At 73.1% G+C, this 16,403-nt stretch carries 15 protein-coding genes; 6 read left to right on the plus strand and 9 right to left on the minus strand.

Translation table 11 applies throughout. The features are described from left to right. Nucleotides 1–69 precede the first annotated feature (69 nt). The 8 genes from pstS to ACIPSE_RS36200 all read right to left on the minus strand — a co-directional run bounded on the left by pstS (nt 70) and on the right by ACIPSE_RS36200 (nt 8,765). Nucleotides 70–1,197: a phosphate ABC transporter substrate-binding protein PstS gene (gene pstS, locus ACIPSE_RS36165; protein WP_401671363.1), complete on the minus strand. Its 1,128-nt coding sequence runs from the start codon at nt 1,195–1,197 to the stop codon at nt 70–72. 335 nt (nt 1,198–1,532) lie between these two features. Next, nucleotides 1,533–1,955, minus strand: coding sequence for an NUDIX hydrolase (locus ACIPSE_RS36170; RefSeq protein WP_401671366.1), 423 nt, complete (start codon nt 1,953–1,955; stop codon nt 1,533–1,535). A 50-nt stretch (nt 1,956–2,005) separates the two neighbouring features. Then, the gene (locus tag ACIPSE_RS36175; protein WP_401671368.1) at nt 2,006–3,043 is read right to left on the minus strand and encodes a CHAD domain-containing protein; all 1,038 of its coding nucleotides are present in this window, start codon (nt 3,041–3,043) and stop codon (nt 2,006–2,008) included. Further along, entirely contained in the window at nt 3,024–5,396 is a 2,373-nt protein-coding gene (locus ACIPSE_RS36180; RefSeq protein ID WP_401671371.1) for an RNA degradosome polyphosphate kinase, read from the minus strand. Before ACIPSE_RS36180 ends, ACIPSE_RS36175 begins: the two co-directional genes overlap by 20 nt. A gap of 150 nt (nt 5,397–5,546) precedes the next feature. After that, nucleotides 5,547–6,500 (minus strand): hypothetical protein, encoded by a 954-nt coding sequence (locus ACIPSE_RS36185; protein WP_401671373.1) that lies wholly within the window; start codon nt 6,498–6,500, stop codon nt 5,547–5,549. Then, nucleotides 6,497–7,438 carry a hypothetical protein gene (locus ACIPSE_RS36190; RefSeq protein WP_401671375.1) on the minus strand — a complete coding sequence of 314 codons (942 nt, stop codon included), beginning with the start codon at nt 7,436–7,438 and terminating at the stop codon, nt 6,497–6,499. The genes ACIPSE_RS36185 and ACIPSE_RS36190 overlap by 4 nt, the downstream gene beginning before the upstream one ends. Next, nucleotides 7,435–8,358, minus strand: a complete 924-nt coding sequence (locus ACIPSE_RS36195; protein WP_401671378.1) for an ABC transporter ATP-binding protein — start codon at nt 8,356–8,358, stop codon at nt 7,435–7,437. The genes ACIPSE_RS36190 and ACIPSE_RS36195 overlap by 4 nt, the downstream gene beginning before the upstream one ends. Then, nucleotides 8,355–8,765 carry a GntR family transcriptional regulator gene (locus ACIPSE_RS36200; protein ID WP_401671965.1) on the minus strand — a complete coding sequence of 137 codons (411 nt, stop codon included), beginning with the start codon at nt 8,763–8,765 and terminating at the stop codon, nt 8,355–8,357. Before ACIPSE_RS36200 ends, ACIPSE_RS36195 begins: the two co-directional genes overlap by 4 nt. A gap of 111 nt (nt 8,766–8,876) precedes the next feature. Here ACIPSE_RS36200 and ACIPSE_RS36205 point away from each other — a divergent pair, with 111 nt between their 5' ends. Genes ACIPSE_RS36205 through ACIPSE_RS36225 form a run of 5 tightly spaced genes read left to right on the plus strand, consistent with a single transcriptional unit; the run spans nt 8,877 to nt 13,234 of the window. Beyond that, on the plus strand, nt 8,877–9,416 hold the full coding sequence (locus ACIPSE_RS36205; protein ID WP_401671380.1) for an RNA polymerase sigma factor: 540 nt from the start codon (nt 8,877–8,879) through the stop codon (nt 9,414–9,416). Continuing rightward, entirely contained in the window at nt 9,413–10,234 is an 822-nt protein-coding gene (locus tag ACIPSE_RS36210) for a zf-HC2 domain-containing protein (RefSeq protein WP_401671382.1), read from the plus strand. Before ACIPSE_RS36205 ends, ACIPSE_RS36210 begins: the two co-directional genes overlap by 4 nt. Further along, the gene (locus tag ACIPSE_RS36215; protein ID WP_401671384.1) at nt 10,231–11,109 is read left to right on the plus strand and encodes an ABC transporter ATP-binding protein; all 879 of its coding nucleotides are present in this window, start codon (nt 10,231–10,233) and stop codon (nt 11,107–11,109) included. The genes ACIPSE_RS36210 and ACIPSE_RS36215 overlap by 4 nt, the downstream gene beginning before the upstream one ends. Beyond that, nucleotides 11,106–12,629 (plus strand): ABC transporter permease, encoded by a 1,524-nt coding sequence (locus tag ACIPSE_RS36220; RefSeq protein WP_401671387.1) that lies wholly within the window; start codon nt 11,106–11,108, stop codon nt 12,627–12,629. Before ACIPSE_RS36215 ends, ACIPSE_RS36220 begins: the two co-directional genes overlap by 4 nt. Continuing rightward, nucleotides 12,620–13,234 (plus strand): ABC transporter, encoded by a 615-nt coding sequence (locus ACIPSE_RS36225; RefSeq protein WP_401671389.1) that lies wholly within the window; start codon nt 12,620–12,622, stop codon nt 13,232–13,234. Before ACIPSE_RS36220 ends, ACIPSE_RS36225 begins: the two co-directional genes overlap by 10 nt. A 169-nt stretch (nt 13,235–13,403) precedes the next feature. On the opposite strand, the gene mshD is transcribed toward ACIPSE_RS36225, so the two are convergent. Next, on the minus strand, nt 13,404–14,333 hold the full coding sequence (gene mshD, locus ACIPSE_RS36230; protein ID WP_401671392.1) for a mycothiol synthase: 930 nt from the start codon (nt 14,331–14,333) through the stop codon (nt 13,404–13,406). 261 nt (nt 14,334–14,594) lie between these two features. Between mshD and ACIPSE_RS36235 the strand changes: the two genes are divergently transcribed. After that, nucleotides 14,595–16,400, plus strand: coding sequence for a bifunctional metallophosphatase/5'-nucleotidase (locus ACIPSE_RS36235; protein ID WP_401671394.1), 1,806 nt, complete (start codon nt 14,595–14,597; stop codon nt 16,398–16,400). Nucleotides 16,401–16,403 lie beyond the last annotated feature (3 nt).

The following is a 16,403-nucleotide window of genomic DNA, read 5'->3' on the forward strand; positions in this document are numbered from 1 at the left end:
GTTCTCCGGTCTGCGGAGCCGTGCGGTCTGCGCGGCTCCTGGCGGCGGTGCACCGGACCGCACACTGGCTTAGCTCAGGCCCTCGATGGTGGTGCGGACCTTGGCGATGATGTCGTCGGGGATGGGGGCGTAGCCGTTGTCGGCGAGCACCGCCTGGCCGTCCTCGGAGGCGATGTAGCGCAGGAACGCCTTCGTCGCGGGCAGGGTGTCGGCCTTGTTGCCCTTGTCGCAGACGATCTCGTACGTGACCAGGGTGATCGGGTAGGCGCCGTCGGCCTTGGTCGCGTAGTCCAGCTTCAGCGAGAGGTCGCTGCCGGTGCCGACGACCTGGGCCGCGGCGATCGCCTTGGTGGCGTTCTCGACGGTGGCCTCGACCGGGGCGGAGGCGCCGGTGTCGATGGTGACCGGGGTGATGCCGTCCTTGGCGTACGACAGCTCCATGTAGGAGATGGCGCCGGAGGTCTGCTTGACCTGCTGGGCGACACCGGAGGAGCCGGCCGCGGACTGGCCGCCCTTGGCCTGCCAGGCCTTGCCGCCCTCGTACTTCCAGTTCGCCGGGGAGGCGGCGATCAGGTACTTGGTGAAGTTGTCGGTGGTGCCGGACTCGTCCGAGCGGTGGAACGCCTGGATCTTGAGGTCGGGCAGCTTGACGTCGGGGTTGAGGGCCGCGATCGCCTTGTCGTTCCAGTTGCTGATCTTGCTGTCGAAGATCTTGGCGAGCGTCTCGGCGTCCAGGACGAGCTTGTCCACGCCCGGGACGTTGAAGCCGACCGCGATCGGGCCGCCGACCATCGGCAGGTCGATGCCCTGACCGCTGGAGCAGACCTCCTTGGAGGCCGTGACCTCTTCGGGCTTCAGGGCCGAGTCGGAGCCCGCGAAGGCGACCTGGCCCTGGGTGAACGCGGTGACGCCGGCGCCGGAACCGCCACCCTTGTAGTTGATCTGCACGCCGGAGCAGGCGGCGGTGAACTGCTTCACCCACGCGTCGATGGCGTTCTTCTGCGCGGAGGAGCCGTCGGCGAGGAGCTGGCCCTTGGCGTCGTCACACTTGATGCTGTTCGCCGCGCCGGTGGCGGACGCGCTGGAGTCGCCTCCGGCGCTGGTGTCGTCCGAGCCGCACGCCGTGAGGGCCAGGGCGCCGGAGACGGCGAGAGCGCCGAGAGCGAGTGCCCGCCGGTTCTTGCGCTGAAGCTTCACTGAGGGAGTTCCTTCCGAGAGCCGCCGTCCTGAATCCGGCGGCGTGCGAAGACTGGGTGGCGCGGAAGCGTCCTTTCGGGGCGCGGTCCGCACCGCGTAAGGCCGAAATTAGGCAGATCAGGTGAAGGCGCCGACTGGCGTAAGTGAACGGGGGGTGAACCCCTGCCGACGGTGTGGTTAGGTCACGGAAGGCTTACGTCGAGGACACGAGCCGGTTCCGGTCCGGGGCCTCTCCCGCGGATCATGCCAAGGGCCGCGGGCCCTGGCACGCACATCCACGGCGTTGTCACCGCGCTATCCGGCGGCGGGGCTCAGGAGAGGCCCGCGGACGCGTCCTAGGCCAGGCGCAGCGCGCTGAGCAGGGAGTCCACCAGGGTGCGGTCCCTGTGCTGGGTCAGGCGGTCGCGGGCCGCCGCCGGGGAGAGCCACAGGATGCGGTCCACCTCGGTGTTGGGGGTGAAGCCGCCGTCCGTCGCCTCGGCCGCCCAGTAGCGCACCCGCTTGGGGCGGCCGTGCGCGTAGTAGTGGACGGCCGGCAGCTCGGAGCCCGGCTCCGCGCCGTAACCGGTCTCCTCCGCCACCTCGCGCAGCGCGCCGGCGAGGGCGTCCTCCGCGCGTTTGAGCTTGCCCTTGGGGTGCGACCAGTCGTCGTACTTGGGCCGGTGGACGAGACACACCTCCAGTGCGCCGTCCGTCGGGGAACGGCGCCACAGGACGCAGCCGGCTGCCTGGACGGTGGTGCTGTCGGGGGTACTCACCGGGGAGTCACCGCCTCCTGGTCTCGATCGCCGAGGGCTCGATCGCTCGATTACGACGTGCTGACCGGTTCCTTCTGCCACGCCTGCTGGAAGGCGAACCTCGCCGCCTCGACCTCGTGACGCTGATCGGCGTGCAGCACCCCGAGGGCGTACGCCGTGGCCGGGGCGATGCGCGGGGTGCGCGCCGCCTGGGCCGCCGCCGACGCCGCCTCCGAGGCGTCCCGGTGCCGGTCCAGCGCCTCGCTCGCCGCGAGCAGCAGGACGTCACCGCCGGCGCCGAGCAGGATCTCGGTGGCGTACCGGTGCAGCCGCAGCAGCAGCCGCACCTGGTGCCAGGGGGCGTCCTGGGCGTGCGGGGACGGGTCGGGGGAGAGGCCGTGGACGAGGGCCTCGGCGTTGTAGGGGTGGCCCGCGGTGAGCAGGGGGAGCGCGGCGACCGCGTCGGTCAGCCGCTCCTCGGCGGCCCGGGCCAGGGGGCGCAGGTCGGCGGTGGGCGCGGTGGCGACCAGCGGGACCTCGCTGGCCAGCACCGCGATGTGGTCGGCGACCGCGTGGAAGCGGGAGGAGCCGAGGGCTTGCAGGGCGGTGCTGTGGGCGCGGGTGCGGGCGAGGGTGAGCTGCCGGTCGAGCAGGGCGCCCGCCTTCGCCGCCCCGACCGTGAGGTTGCCGCGGTCGGGGGCGGGCGCGGGGGCGGGCGGGCCGCCGGTGTCGGACTGGGCCGGCACGATCGCCCCCGACAGCCGTTGCAGCGCGGTCAGCAGCCGCTCCAGCCGTGCCTCGCAGGCGTGTTCGAGTGCCAGCGTGCCGGACAGCCAGGCCAGTTCGGGGCGGATCCGCTCCGACCAGTCGGCCTCCAGCAGTGGACGGAACGTGTGCAGGCTGCCGCTGATCCGGCGGGCCGAGCGGCGCAGCGCCCGGGCCGCGTCGACGGGGTCCGCCGAACCGCCCGCCGCCGCGCCGCCGGTCTCGCGGTGCAGCCGCAGGGCGCGGAGGAACTCCGTCGCCTGGGCCCGCAGATAGCCCGCGAGCGCGTCCCCGGTGGCCGGCGCGGCCGATGGGTCCGTCGGGTCAAGGTGTTGCTGTGCCACGCCGGCGCCTCCGGGCGTCTATGAGCATCTCCTGGATGTTGCGCAGGGGCCCGCCGTCCGCGTCGGTCGCGTGCCGGGTCCAGTCGCCGTCCGGACCCAGGTGCCAGGACGAGGTGGAGTCGGACATGCCGGTCTCCAGCAGACGGTTGAGGGCTGCGCGGTGGGCGGGGTCCGTGACCCGGACCAGTGCTTCGATACGGCGGTCGAGGTTGCGGTGCATCATGTCGGCGCTGCCGATCCACACCTCGGGCTCGCCGCCGTTGCCGAAGGCGAAGACCCGGGAGTGCTCCAGGAAGCGGCCGAGGATGGAGCGGACCTTGATGTTCTCCGACAGGCCCTCGACGCCCGGCCGGATCGCGCAGATCCCGCGCACCCAGACGTCGACCGGCACGCCCGCCTGGGACGCGCGGTACAGCGAGTCGATGAGGGCCTCGTCCACCATCGAGTTGACCTTGATGCGGATGAACGCCGGCCGGCCCGCGCGGTGGTGCTGGACCTCCTTGTTGACCCGCGAGATCAGACCGTCGCGCAGGGACTTGGGGGCCACCAGCAGCCGCCGGTAGGTCTCGCGGCGCGAGTAGCCGGACAGCCGGTTGAAGAGGTCCGAGAGGTCCGCGCCGACCTGCGGGTCGGCCGTGAGCAGGCCCAGGTCCTCGTACAGCCGGGCCGTCTTCGGGTGGTAGTTGCCGGTGCCGACATGGCTGTAACGGCGGAGCGTCTCGCCCTCCTGGCGGACCACCAGGGACAGCTTGCAGTGCGTCTTGAGGCCGACGAGGCCGTAGACGACGTGGCAGCCGGCCTCCTCCAGCTTGCGCGCCCACTTGATGTTGGCGTGCTCGTCGAAGCGGGCCTTGATCTCGACCAGGACGAGGACCTGCTTGCCCGCCTCGGCGGCGTCGATGAGCGCGTCGACTATGGGGGAGTCGCCCGAGGTCCGGTACAGGGTCTGCTTGATGGCGAGGACGTCCGGGTCGTCGGCGGCCTGCTGGAGGAAGGCCTGCACGGACGTGGAGAAGCTGTCGTAGGGGTGGTGCAGCAGGACGTCCCGGGAGCGCAGGGCCGCGAAGATGTCCGGCGCGGAGGCCGACTCGACCTCGGCGAGGTCACGGTGGACACCGGCGATGAACTTCTTGTACTTGAGCTCGGGCCGGTCCAGGGAGGCGATCCGGAAGAGTCCGGTCAGGTCGAGGGGGCCGGGCAGCGGGTACACCTCCGCCTCGGAGATCTTCAGCTCGCGCACCAGCAGGTCGAGGACCTCGCGGTCGATGGACTCCTCGACCTCCAGGCGGACCGGCGGGCCGAAGCGGCGCCGCATGAGCTCCTTCTCCAGGGCCTTGAGGAGGTTCTCGGCGTCGTCCTCCTCGACCTCCAGGTCCTCGTTGCGGGTGAGGCGGAAGGCGTGGTGCTCCAGCACCTCCATGCCCGGGAACAGCTCCTCCAGGTGCGCGGCGATGACGTCCTCGATGGGCACGTACCGGCCGGGGGAGCTCTCCAGGAAGCGGGACAGCAGCGGCGGCACCTTGACCCGGGCGAAGTGCCGGTGGCCGGTGACCGGGTTGCGGACGACGACGGCCAGGTTCAGGGAGAGGCCCGAGATGTACGGGAAGGGGTGCGCCGGGTCGACCGCGAGGGGGGTCAGGACCGGGAAGATCTGGTGCCGGAAGAGCGTGAAGAGCCGGGCCTGTTCCTTCTCCGTCAGCTCGCTCCAGCGGACGAGGTGGATGCCCTCCTCCGCGAGGGTGGGGGCGACGTCCTCGTGGTAGCAGGCGGCGTGCCGGGCCATCAGCTCGCGGGAGCGGGCCCAGATCATCTCCAGCACCTCGCGCGGCTGGAGGCCGGAGGCGGAGCGGGTGGCGACGCCGGTGGCGATACGGCGCTTGAGGCCCGCCACCCGGACCATGAAGAACTCGTCGAGGTTGCTGGCGAAGATGGCCAGGAAGTTCGCCCGTTCGAGGAGCGGGGTGTTCGGGTCCTCGGCGAGTTCGAGGACCCGCTCGTTGAACGCGAGCCAGCTCCGTTCCCGGTCCAGGAAGCGGCCCTGGGGCAGCAGGGCCCCGTCCTCCTGGGACTCCTCGTACGCGTCGAGATCGGCGTCGATGTCCGGTTCCAGATCCGACACCGCGGCCGCCACGGTGTGCGGGCGGTGCGCGGCTATGGAGCCCACGGAGGGCTGCGCGTGCTGGACGACTTCTGCTGCCTGGGCGTTGGACTGGCTCATGGACCCATTCTTCCGCGTCACGGGCGTTGCAGGCGCGTCGGAAAGAGCGAGCGGGAGCACGGCGGCGACCCGGATCTCTCCGTTCCCCGCGGACCCCTCGGGTGGAGGCGAAGGCTCTGGCACGGCGGGCTTCATTCGCCGAGCGTCGCAAGTCCGTCTGAACCAATGGTTACGGCGACATGGCGTACGGGATATCTGGGGGCGGATCCCGGGCGTCCGCACGTCTGAGCCGTACGTCCCTCCCCCCGTGGGAGGGGCGTACGGCTCCGGGGCGCGCGGCGGGGGTCAGCGGGTGCGGCGGCGCAGCAGCCGGAAGGACACGGCCACCGCGAGGGCGGCGACGGCGAGGAGGATGCCGGTCTCCACGAGCTGGATGGGCCAGAAGTGGGACGGCGGGTGGTAGTCGGACCAGAAGCCGGTGACGCCGAGGTCGTCGAGGCAGCCGCGCTGCTCGGCGGCGGTGCCGCCGCACGTCCGGTAGTCGACGCCGCTCGCGCGCCGGCCGTCGACGAGGACGCCGGAGTCGACCTGCCACACCTTCTCGGAGGGGAAGAACATCGTCTCGGAGGTGCGGGTGAGGGAGGGCCACAGGCTGGTGCGGAACGTCGCGAGGACCACGTTGACCACCATCATCACGGCGACCGACACCCCGAGCGCGGGCAGCGCGCGGCGGATCAGGAGACCGACGAGGGCGCCCACGGCGAGCGCGCACAGTCCGTACGCCACGACGGTCGGGCCGTGGCCGACGAACACCTCGCTCCAGGTCCAGTCGTCGCCGTGCAGGTCCCGGTCGGCGGACCAGACCCAGCGGTAGACGGGCACGAACAGGGCGCCGCCGACGACGATCACGGCCGCGGGCACGGTGAGCTTGGCGGCCAGCCAGCGGGTGGGGGTCACCCCCTGGGTCCAGGCCAGGCGGGCGGTGCCGGACTCCAGCTCGCGGCCGATGAGCGAGCCGCCCGCCCACGCGGCCACGGCCCAGAAGCTGTAGCAGAAGAGGTTGGCGAGCCAGCTCAGCGTCTCGGAGTAGCCGGTGTCGTACAGCTGGCCGTCGAGGGTGGCCCGGGTCGCCGGGGCGGTGACCGCGGTCAGCCAGATCAGGGCGCCGACCGTGCCGAGGACGTACACGGTCCAGACGATCAGGGCGGTGCGGTGCAGGCGCAGGACGGTCCGGACGAGGCCGGTGCCGGCCCTGCGGTCCGCCGCCGGTGCGGCGGCCGGGGGCGCGATGACGGTCATACGGTGGTGGCCCTTCCGCGCAGGACCCGGAAGGCCACGGCGACGACGACGGCGGTGAGCGCCAGCAGGACGCCGGTCTCCAGCAGCTGGCGGGGCCAGTAGTCCGGGGACGGCAGGTAGGCGCGGGTGAAGCGGACGATGTCGTGCCGGGCCAGGCAGCCCTGGTCGAAGTAGCAGCCGGGGTCGCGGACCTCTGCGCCGGTGGAGGTGATCGCCGTGGAGCGGGAGACCAGGTCGGGCTGCTGGTAGGAGCCCTGGAAGGGCCAGTGGTTGCCGCGGAAGGCGTACACGAGGAAGTAGGCGCCGCCGCTGAGCACGAGCGCGGGCAGGGTGCGGCGCACCAGGAGGCCGATGAGCGCGCCGAGCGCGAGTCCGAGCAGCGGCGCCGCGACGGTGGCCGGGCCGATCGAGAAGTACACGGCGCGCGGGCCGATGCCGGCCAGCAGGAGTTCGCCGTGCGCGGACCACAGGTACCGGTACAGCAGGGTCAGCAGGGTGGTGCCGGTGACCAGGAGTGCGGCGGGCACGGCCAGTTGGAGGGCGAGCCAGCGCGCGGGCGAGGCGGACTGGGTCCAGGCGAGCCGGGCGGTGCCGGTCTCCAGCTCGCGGGCGATGAGCGGGCCGCCGGCGAACAGGGCGACGGCGAAGCCGCTCAGGGTGAGCAGGGTGTCCGGGTAGGTGAAGAGGTCGTTGTACGAGCCCAGTCCGTAGGTGCCGTTCACGCCGCCGGTCCACGCGGCCTCGGAGACGCCGGCGTAGCCGTAGCGGTCGAGCATCCGCTGGGTGGAGTCGGCGCCGGGGCCGATCAGCCACAGCAGCAGGCCCGCGGTGACGGTGAGATGGGCGAGCCAGATCCACAGGGCCGGGCGGTGCAGCCGTATCGCGGAGCGGACCCGGTGGGCCCGGACCGGGTGGGGGGCTTCCAGGGTGGCGGTCATGCGGTCACCGTCTCGGGGTGTGCGGTCGTGCCCGGTGTGATCAGGGCGGGGGCGCCGGGGGAGCGGAGGTGGGCGAGGAGGAGTTCCTCCAGGGAGGGCTGCTCGGTCGCCCAGGTGCCGGCGACGGGGCCCTCGCGGCGGATCAGCGCGGTCAGGCCGCGGCCCGTGGCGCGGGACTCGACGACGGTGTGCCCGGCGCCGGTGAGGTCGTCGGCGGTGCCCCGGCCGGTGACCAGGCTGTGCGCACCGAGCAGGTCGTCGATGCCGCCGCCGAGCCGGATGCGGCCGTCGCCGAGCAGGAGCAGGTGGTCGCAGGCGTCGGCGAGTTCGGCGACGATGTGCGAGGACATCAGCACGGTCGTGCCGCGTTCGGCGGCGTCCGCCATCAGTGTGCCCATCAGCTCGTGCCGGGCCAGCGGGTCGAGGTCGGCCATCGGCTCGTCCAGCAGCATCAGGTCGGGCCGCTTGCCGAGCGCGAGGGCGAGCGCCACGCGGGTGCGCTGGCCGCCGGAGAGGCTGCGGACGCGCGCCTTGGGGTCCAGGGAGCCCTGGTCGACGATCTGCCGCGCGTGGGCGCCGTCCCAGTGGCCCGGGTTGAGCTCGGCGCCCATCCGCAGGGTCTCGGCGACGGTCAGCTGCGGGTACAGCGGCTTGTTCTGCGCGAGGTAGGCGATCCGGTCCCGGGCCTCGCCGGGCGCCGTGCCGAGCACGGTCAGCGTGCCGGCGGTGGGCCGCAGCAGCCCCGCCGCGATCGCCAGCAGCGTGGACTTGCCGGCGCCGTTGGGGCCGACCAGCGCGCTGATCCGGCCGGCCGGGAGCCGGAAGGAGCAGTCGTCGAGCGCGGCGCCGCGCCGGCCGTAGCGCAGGCCGAGCCCTGCGGCGGCCAGTGCGGCGGTCGGGGTGGTGCTGGTGGAACTCACTGGTCCCCCTTGGAGAGGTGTTCGTCGGCGAGCGGGAAGCGCGCGTCGAGCACGGCGGTGAAGAGCGCCTCGACGTCCTCGCGTCCGAGCCCCGCGGACCGGGCGCCGGTGGCCCACGCGTCGAGTTCGGCGCGCAGCGGGCTCTCGGCGGGCGGGTGGGTGCCCAGGGTGCGGCGCACGAAGGTGCCGAGCCCCCGCCGGGCCTCCACCAGTCCCTCGCGCTCCAGCTCGCGGTAGGCCTTCAGGACGGTGTTCGGGTTGATGGCGGTGGCCTCCACGACCTCGCGGGCGGTGGGCAGCTTGTCGCCGGGTTCGAGCAGGCCCAGACGCAGGGCCTGCTTGGTCTGCTGGACGATCTGGACGTAGGTGGCGACGCCGGAGCGCCGGTCGATGCGGTACTCGACCACCCCTTCCACCACCCTTTCACTAATTGAGTAGTGAAAGGGTGGTGCAGGAGGGGCGGAAAAGTCAACCGTGGTTCCGTGAACCGGCCGGCCCTGCTCGTGCGATGAGGGGATGTGAGCGAGACGAGAAGCGACGGAGAGCTGCTGCGCCATGCGGCGGACGGGGACCGGCGCGCCTTCGAGGAGCTGTACCGGCGGTACGCGCCCTGGCTGACCGCCCGGCTGCGCGGACGCTGCGCCGACACCGGCGTCGTCGACGACGTCGTGCAGGAGACGTTCCTCGCGATCTGGCGGGGCAAGGCCCGCTACCGCGAGGACGGCGACGTGGCCGGCTGGCTGTGGCGCATCGGCTCCCGGCGGCTGATCGACGCCCTGCGCGGCGACGGCGCCCGCGGACGGCTGCGGCAGGCACTGGCCAGGCTGCGCCACCGCGACGAGGCCTCCGCGGAGGAACGCGTGCTCGCCGGCGTCGAGCACGGCGACCTAGCCGGCGCCCTGGTCCGGCTCTCACCCGAACTGCGCGCGGTGCTCCAGGCGACGGTCATCGACGGACTGACCACCCGCGAGGCGGCCGTCCTGCTCGGGATCCCGCCCGGGACGGTCAAGACACGGGCCCTGCGGGCCCGCAAGCAACTGAGGGAGGCGCTGGCATGACGTGGCATGTGGATGCCGAGGACCTACGGGCCTACGCCCAGGGCGAGTTGGCGCCACCACGCTTGTGGTCGGCCGACACCCACCTGCTGGCCTGCGCGGACTGCCGCGCCCGGCTCGCCGCCGTGAGCGACCCGGTCGCGCTCGACGCGGGCTGGGAACGCCTGGACGCCGAACTCGACGTACCGCGGCGCGGGCTCACCGAGGCGCTGCTCGTGCGGCTCGGCGTCGCCGACCATGTCGCGCGGCTCCTCACCGCGACACCGGTGCTGCGCGGTTCCTGGCTCACGGCCGTCGTCCTCGTGCTGGTCACGACGGTCGGCGTCGTGCACACCGCCGACTCGCCCACCTTCTTCCTCGCCCTCGCCCCGCTCCTCCCGCTCGCCGGGGTCGCCCTGTCGTACGGGCCCGCGCTGGACCCGACCTACGAGATGGCCGTCGTCAGCCCCGTCCACGGATTCAAGCTGCTCATGATCCGCACCGTCGCCGTCCTCACCACGGCCCTCGGCCTCAACGGCCTGGCCACGCTGGCCCTGCCGGCCTACGGGCTGCGCGCGCTGGCCTGGCTGCTGCCCGCGCTCGCCCTCACCACCACCGGCCTCGCCCTCGCGTCGCGCCTCGGCCCCGTCCTCGCCCCCTCCCTGGTGGCCGGGGCCTGGGTGGCGCTGCTGGCCACCGCCCGCGCGAGCGGCGACGGCGCGACCCTCGCCCCCTTCACCGCGGCCGGACAGGGCGCCGCCGCGGGAGTCGCCGTCCTCGCGGCGCTCCTGCTGTTCGCCGCCCGCGACCGCTTCGACCTCTCCCACAGGAGTGCCGTATGACCTCCGCACCCACCGACCCCGCCACCGTCACCGCCGAGGGGCTCGGCCTCTCCTACGGCGGCACCCGCGCCCTCGACGACGTGTCGCTGCGGCTCGCCCGGGGCGTGACCGGGCTGCTCGGGCCCAACGGGGCCGGGAAGACGACCCTGCTCAGGGTGCTGGCCACGGCCGTGCCCGCCGACCGGGGCACCTTCCAGGTCCTCGGCCACGACCCCGGCACCGCCCGGGGCAGACAGGGGGTCCGGCGCGCGCTCGGCTACCTCCCCCAGACGCCCGGCTTCCACCCGGACTTCACGGCCTTCGAGTTCGTCGACTACGTGGCGATCCTCAAGGAGCACACCGACCGCGCCGAACGCCACCGCGAGGTGCGGCGGGTGCTGGCCGGGGTCGACCTCGCGGACGTGCGCGGCCGGCGCATCAGGAAACTGTCGGGCGGCATGCGGCAACGGGTCGCGCTGGCCGCCGCGCTCGTGGGCGACCCCGGGTTCCTCGTCCTGGACGAACCGACCGTCGGCCTCGACCCCGAACAGCGCATGCGCTTCCGGGAGCTGATCGCGACCGCGGGCGAGGGCCGCACGGTCCTGCTGTCCACCCACCAGACCGAGGACGTGGCGATGCTCTGCCACCGGGTCGTGGTCATGGCGGGCGGCCGGATCCGCTTCGAGGGCACCCCGGCCGAACTGACCGCCGCAGCCGCCGGACGGGTCTGGAACAGCGACGGACGCGACCCCGGCGCCAAGGCCGGCTGGCGCACCGGAGCGGGCGTCTTCCGCAACGTGGGCGACCCGCCCGCCGGCGCCGAACTGACCGAACCGACCCTGGAGGACGGCTACTTGCTCACCCTGGACGGCGCGGGCGCGGAGGTGGCGGCATGAGCGCCGTCCTGCACGAGACCGCGCGCCCGGCCGCGCGGACCGAGACCCCGGACTCCTGGAGAGCGGTCCCGGTCCTGGCCGTGTTCGAGACCCGGCAGCTCTTCCGCAGCCTCCCGCTGCTCCTGGGCTTCGCCGTCTACCTCGCCTGGATCGTCTGGAAGGGCCGCGACTACGCCGACGGCAACCCCGCCCTCCAGGACGCCGACCGCGCCACCCAGAGCGTCCCCCTGCTCATCGGGCTCGCCGTGCTGCTCGCGGTCAACCAGGCGGTGCTGCGCTCCCGGCGCCGGGACACCGAACGGCACTTCGCGGTCCTCGTCATGACGCCGCTGCGCCGCACCCTCGCCCATCTGCTCTCGGTCGTCCCCGTCGCCCTGCTCACCGCGGTGTGCGTGGCCGCCCAGTACGGCTGGCAGGCACTCAAGCCCGGTGCGCTCGGCCACGGTTCACCCGGTGAGCTGCTCGTCGGACCGCTGACCGTGCTGCTCTTCGGGGCGGGCGGGGTGCTGGCCGCCCGGCTGCTGCCGTCGGTGTTCGCGGCGCCCCTGGTGATCGTCCTGTTCATGTTCCTGCTGCTCCTCGGCTCCAGCGTCGCCGGGGACGCGGGCTGGGTCCGCTGGCTCACCCCGGTCGTCACCGAGAACAGCAGCCAGGTCCTCCCCTCCGGCCTGATCGGCCGACCCGCCGCCTGGCACGCGCTCTACCTCGCCGCCCTGGCCCTGAGCGTGGCGCTGCTCGCGGTGCTGGCCGGCGGCGGCGCGCGGGCCTGGTCCGCGCGGGTGGGTCTCGCCGGGGCGGTGGCCCTGACGGCCGTCGCCGTGGTCGCCCAGGGCGCGGGCGTCTCACCACAGCTCACGGCGGCCCGGGAGCGGGCGACCTTCCACCCCGAGCAGGTGCAGACCTGCGTCGCACGGGACGGCTCGCGCTACTGCGCCTTCCCCGAGTGGCGGGGCCGGACCGCCGACTGGGCCGCGGTGGTGGCCGAGGTGCGCTCCCTCGCGGGCGGCACCGCACGGACACAGCCCCTCGTCGTACGGCAGCGGATCGATGCCACGTACGGACTCGAATCCGACGCGGGGCTCCTGCCGTCGAAGCAGGCCGGCGTGGTGAGCGTCGGTACGTCCTGGGGCGGCAACCGCGTCCCCGAGTTCTCCGCCGCCGTCGCGGGCGTCCTCGTCGCGGGCGGCGAGAAGGAGGCGGCCGAGCTGTGCGACGGCCGCATGGTCACCGTCATGTGGCTCGCCCTCGCCTGGCAGTCCGACCCTCTCGACGCCCTCAGGCGGGTCCGCCTCGATGACAGCGTCAAGGGCTCCGCGATCGTCCTCGCCCCGACCGAACCGCTGTCCATGACGGCCGGTCAGACCGAGGTCGTCCGTGAACTCCTCGAACGTCCCGCCGCCGAGGTCGCGCCGACGGTGAAGGCCCACTGGGCCGAGCTGGTGTCCCCGAAGGTGACGACGGCACGGGTCGCGGAACTGACCGGGGTCAAGGGCAAGTTCGGGGCCGACACGTGCGACTGACGCCGCTGCTCCTGCCCGTGCTGCGGTCGTCGCCCTGGCGGGTGATCGGTGCCGCCGGGGCGATCGGGCTCCTGATCGCCTCCGTGCCCCGGATGTCCGGCGACGCCGACGCGTTCCTCGCGCTCCAGCTGCTGCGGGTCGCCGCGCTCGCCTTCGCGCTCGGGCTGGCCTTCCTCCTGGACGACCCCGCCCGGCACACCACCGCGACGGTGCCCACACGGCGGCCCCTGCGGCAGGCGCTGCGGCTCGCGCTCGTCGTCCCGCTCGCCGCGGTGTGGTGGACGGGGGCGCTTCTGCTCGTGCCCGCGCCGGTGCGACCGCCCGTGGGGGACCTCACCCTGGAGGCCGCCGCCTGCCTCGCCTTCGCGCTCGCCGCGGCGGCGGTCGCGGTGCGCTTCGGCGGGGCGGCGGAGCCGGGGCAGGCGGTGGCCGGAGCGGTGCTCACCGCGGCCGTGCTCGCTCCGCTGCTGGTGCCCGAGCGGTGGGCGCTGCTCGTCGCTCCGCAGGACGCGCGGTGGGACGGGGCGCACGACCGGTGGGCGGCGGTGCTGGTCGCCGCGGCGGCGGTCTGGGCGGCCTGCGGCCCGGAGCGAACCGGCCGTTGACCGCGTCCCGCTCCTCGAACGCCGGAGGGGCTGGTCGTTCAGCCCGTCCGGCGTCCGAGGACAGAGAGAGGACAAAGGGGGGTCCGGGGGCGAGGACAAAGGGGGGTCCGGGGGCGCGGCCCTCAGGGTCGGGACGGGAAGGGGCGGCGGGGGCGAGGAAAAGGCTTCGTCACGTCTCCGTGCGGTACATCAGGTCCGTCTCGTACGTGGAGAAGCCGAGCCGCTCGTACACCGACACCGCCGCCTTGTTGTCGGCGTCGACGTACAGCATCGCCGCGGGCAGCCCCAGCCCTTCCAGGTGCCGCAGCCCGATCGTGGTGAGGGACTTGCCCAGCCCTCCGCCCTGCGACCCCGGCTTCACCCCGAGCACGTACACCTCGCCCAGCCCCTCGTCCGGGTGGACCTTGGTCCAGTGGAACCCGACGAGTTCGTCCCCGCGGAAGGCGAGGAAGAAGCCGGCCGGGTCGAACCAGGGCTCGGCGATCCGGTCGTCGAGGTCACGCTGGACCAGGGAGCCCTGCTCCGGATGGTGCGCGAACGCGGCGGAGTTGACGGCGAGCCAGTCGGCGTCGTCCCGCCCGGGGACGAAGGCCCGCACACTCACCCCGTCCGGCAGGACGGGGTCGGGCAGTGCGAGGCCGGTCAACGGCCGCCGCATCTGGCGCAGCTCACGGAAGAGGGTCAGCCCCAGCACCTGGGCGAGATGCCGGGCGGCGGCATGGCCGCCGTGGGCCCACACCCGCAGCCGCTTGCCGGAGGCGCCGAGCAGGGCGGAACCGAGGGCGCGGCCGTGCCCCCGGCCCCGGTGGGCGGGGTGCACGACCAGTTCGGCGGCCGGTGCCTCGACGGGATCGGTGTCCTCCAGCTGGGCGTAGCCGACGAGTTCGGCACCGGCGCTCAGCAGCAGATGGGAGACGCCCGCGCGCTCCCCGCCGCGCAGTTGCAGCCGTCCCTGCTCCGACACCGCCTGCTGCCCGTCGCCGCGGGCGGCCTCCGTGAGGAGCGCGAGGACGGCCTCGGTCTGGTCGGGGGAGAGCGCGGAGAGGGACTGGATCGAGCGAGTGCTGCCGGCGGTCCGGTCGGTGTCGTCGCTGGTCATGCGTACGAGGGTACGGGGGCGGGCGGGGAAAGTGACGGCACGGGTACCGGCGTCCCGGGCGGTGCCCCGTTCCGGCAAGCGGGAGTCAAAGGGAAACCAGGATGTAACCAAGAACCCCCTGTCGCGCTACGCGCGTTGACTTTAGGCTGCCGCGCGGGCGGGCTCCACGTGCTCACCACGGGGCCCGTCCGCTCGGAGGATCCGGGACCACCTCCCGGACGACCTTGCTCACCTGCTCGGACTGCCCATAGGGGGGCGCCAATGTCAGCCATGTCCCAGCCCGGCCGCCGGTACAGACGGAGTGTCCGGCTGCTCGCCGCTGCCGCCGGTCTCGCCACCGCCGGTGCCTTCGCCGCCGCCCTGCCCGCGGACGCGCACGAGTCCGAGCGGGGCGGTCACGGTCACGGGCCGAGCCGCTACCAGGACGTGCAGCTGCTGTCGTTCAACGACCTGCACGGCAACCTGGAGCCGCCGTCCGGCTCTTCGGGCCGCGTCACCGAGCTCCAGGCGGACGGCACGACGAAGACCATCGACGCGGGCGGTGTCGAGTACCTCGCCACGCATCTGCGCGAGGCCCGCGAGGGCAACGCCTACTCGATCACCGCGGCCGGCGGCGACATGGTCGGCGCCTCCCCGCTGATCTCGGGCCTCTTCCACGACGAGCCCACCATCGAGGCGCTCAACGACCTCGACCTGGACGTCACGTCCGTCGGCAACCACGAGTTCGACGAGGGCGCCAGGGAACTGGCCCGGCTCCAGAAGGGCGGCTGCCACCCGACGGACGGCTGCTACACGGACAAGAAGTTCAAGGGCGCCGACTTCCCGTACCTGGCGGCGAACGTCCTCGACGAGAAGACCGGCAAGCCGGTCCTCAAGCCGTACTTCGTCTGGAAGAAGAAGGACGTCAGGATCGGCTTCATCGGTGTGACGCTGGAGAACACCCCCGGTGTCGTCTCCGCCGAGGGCGTCAAGGGCCTCCAGTTCAAGGACGAGGTCGAGACGATCAACAAGTACGCCAAGGAACTCCAGCGCCAGGGCGTGAAGTCGATCGTGGCCCTCATCCACGAGGGCGGCTCGCCGGCCTCGTCCTCCTACAACTACGACTGCGACGCGCCGGGCGCGGGCGACGGCATCTCCGGCCCGATCGTCGACATCGCCAAGAACGTCACCCCGCAGGTCGACGCCCTGGTCACCGGTCACACCCACGCCGCCTACGCCTGCACGATCGACGACCCGGCGGGCAACCCGCGCACGGTCACCTCGGCGGCGTCCTTCGGCCGGCTGTACACGGACACCACGCTGACCTACGACCGCCGGACCGGCGACATCGCCCGCACCTCCGTCGCGTCGGCGAACCACGTGGTCACCCGCACCGTCGCCAAGGCGGCGGACATGACCGCGCTGATCAGCAAGTGGAACACCCTCGCGGCGCCGATCGGCAACCGCGCGATCGGCTACATCTCCGCCGACATCCCGAGCACGGGCACCGAGTCCCCGATGGGTGACCTCATCGCGGACGCCCAGCTCGCCTACGGCAAGGAGCTCGACCCGGAGACCGACCTGGCGCTGATGAACCCGGGCGGCGTGCGCGCGGGTCTGACGTACGCGCAGAAGGGCACCGAGGGCGACGGCGTCGTCACCTACGCCGAGGGCTTCACCGTCCAGCCGTTCTCCAACACCGTCAACCTCCAGGACTTCACCGGCGCCCAGCTGATCTCGGTGCTCCAGGAGCAGGTCAGCGGCTCCAACGCGGCGTCCCCGAAGATCCTCCAGCCGTCCTCGGGCCTGACGTACACGCTGGACCTGACGAAGACGGGCGCGGACCGGATCGTCGCCGACTCCGTCCGGCTGAACGGCGCGGCCATCGACCCGGCGGCCACCTACCGCGTCGCCACCAACAGCTTCCTCGCGGGCGGCGGCGACGGCTTCACCACCCTGGGCCTCGGCACCAACGACCTCGTCGGCACCGACGACCTCGCGGCGCTCGCCCAGTACCTGACGGCCAACTCCACGGCCACCACCCCGATCGCTCCTCCGGCGGCGAACCGGATCACGATCGTCAGCTAGTCC

Source organism: Streptomyces sp. NPDC090106 (assembly GCF_044747265.1).
In the GTDB taxonomy this organism is placed as follows: domain Bacteria; phylum Actinomycetota; class Actinomycetes; order Streptomycetales; family Streptomycetaceae; genus Streptomyces.

Coding starts and splice junctions, on each gene's coding strand:
- ACIPSE_RS36180 (WP_401671371.1), bottom strand. CDS start 5,396: ATGAAGCCCGCCGTGCCAGAGCCTTCGCCTCCACCCGAGGGGTCCGCG.
- ACIPSE_RS36185 (WP_401671373.1), bottom strand. CDS start 6,500: ATGACCGTCATCGCGCCCCCGGCCGCCGCACCGGCGGCGGACCGCAGG.
- ACIPSE_RS36190 (WP_401671375.1), bottom strand. CDS start 7,438: ATGACCGCCACCCTGGAAGCCCCCCACCCGGTCCGGGCCCACCGGGTC.
- ACIPSE_RS36210 (WP_401671382.1), top strand. CDS start 9,413: ATGACGTGGCATGTGGATGCCGAGGACCTACGGGCCTACGCCCAGGGC.
- ACIPSE_RS36215 (WP_401671384.1), top strand. CDS start 10,231: ATGACCTCCGCACCCACCGACCCCGCCACCGTCACCGCCGAGGGGCTC.
- ACIPSE_RS36220 (WP_401671387.1), top strand. CDS start 11,106: ATGAGCGCCGTCCTGCACGAGACCGCGCGCCCGGCCGCGCGGACCGAG.
- mshD (WP_401671392.1), bottom strand. CDS start 14,333: ATGACCAGCGACGACACCGACCGGACCGCCGGCAGCACTCGCTCGATC.
- ACIPSE_RS36235 (WP_401671394.1), top strand. CDS start 14,595: ATGTCAGCCATGTCCCAGCCCGGCCGCCGGTACAGACGGAGTGTCCGG.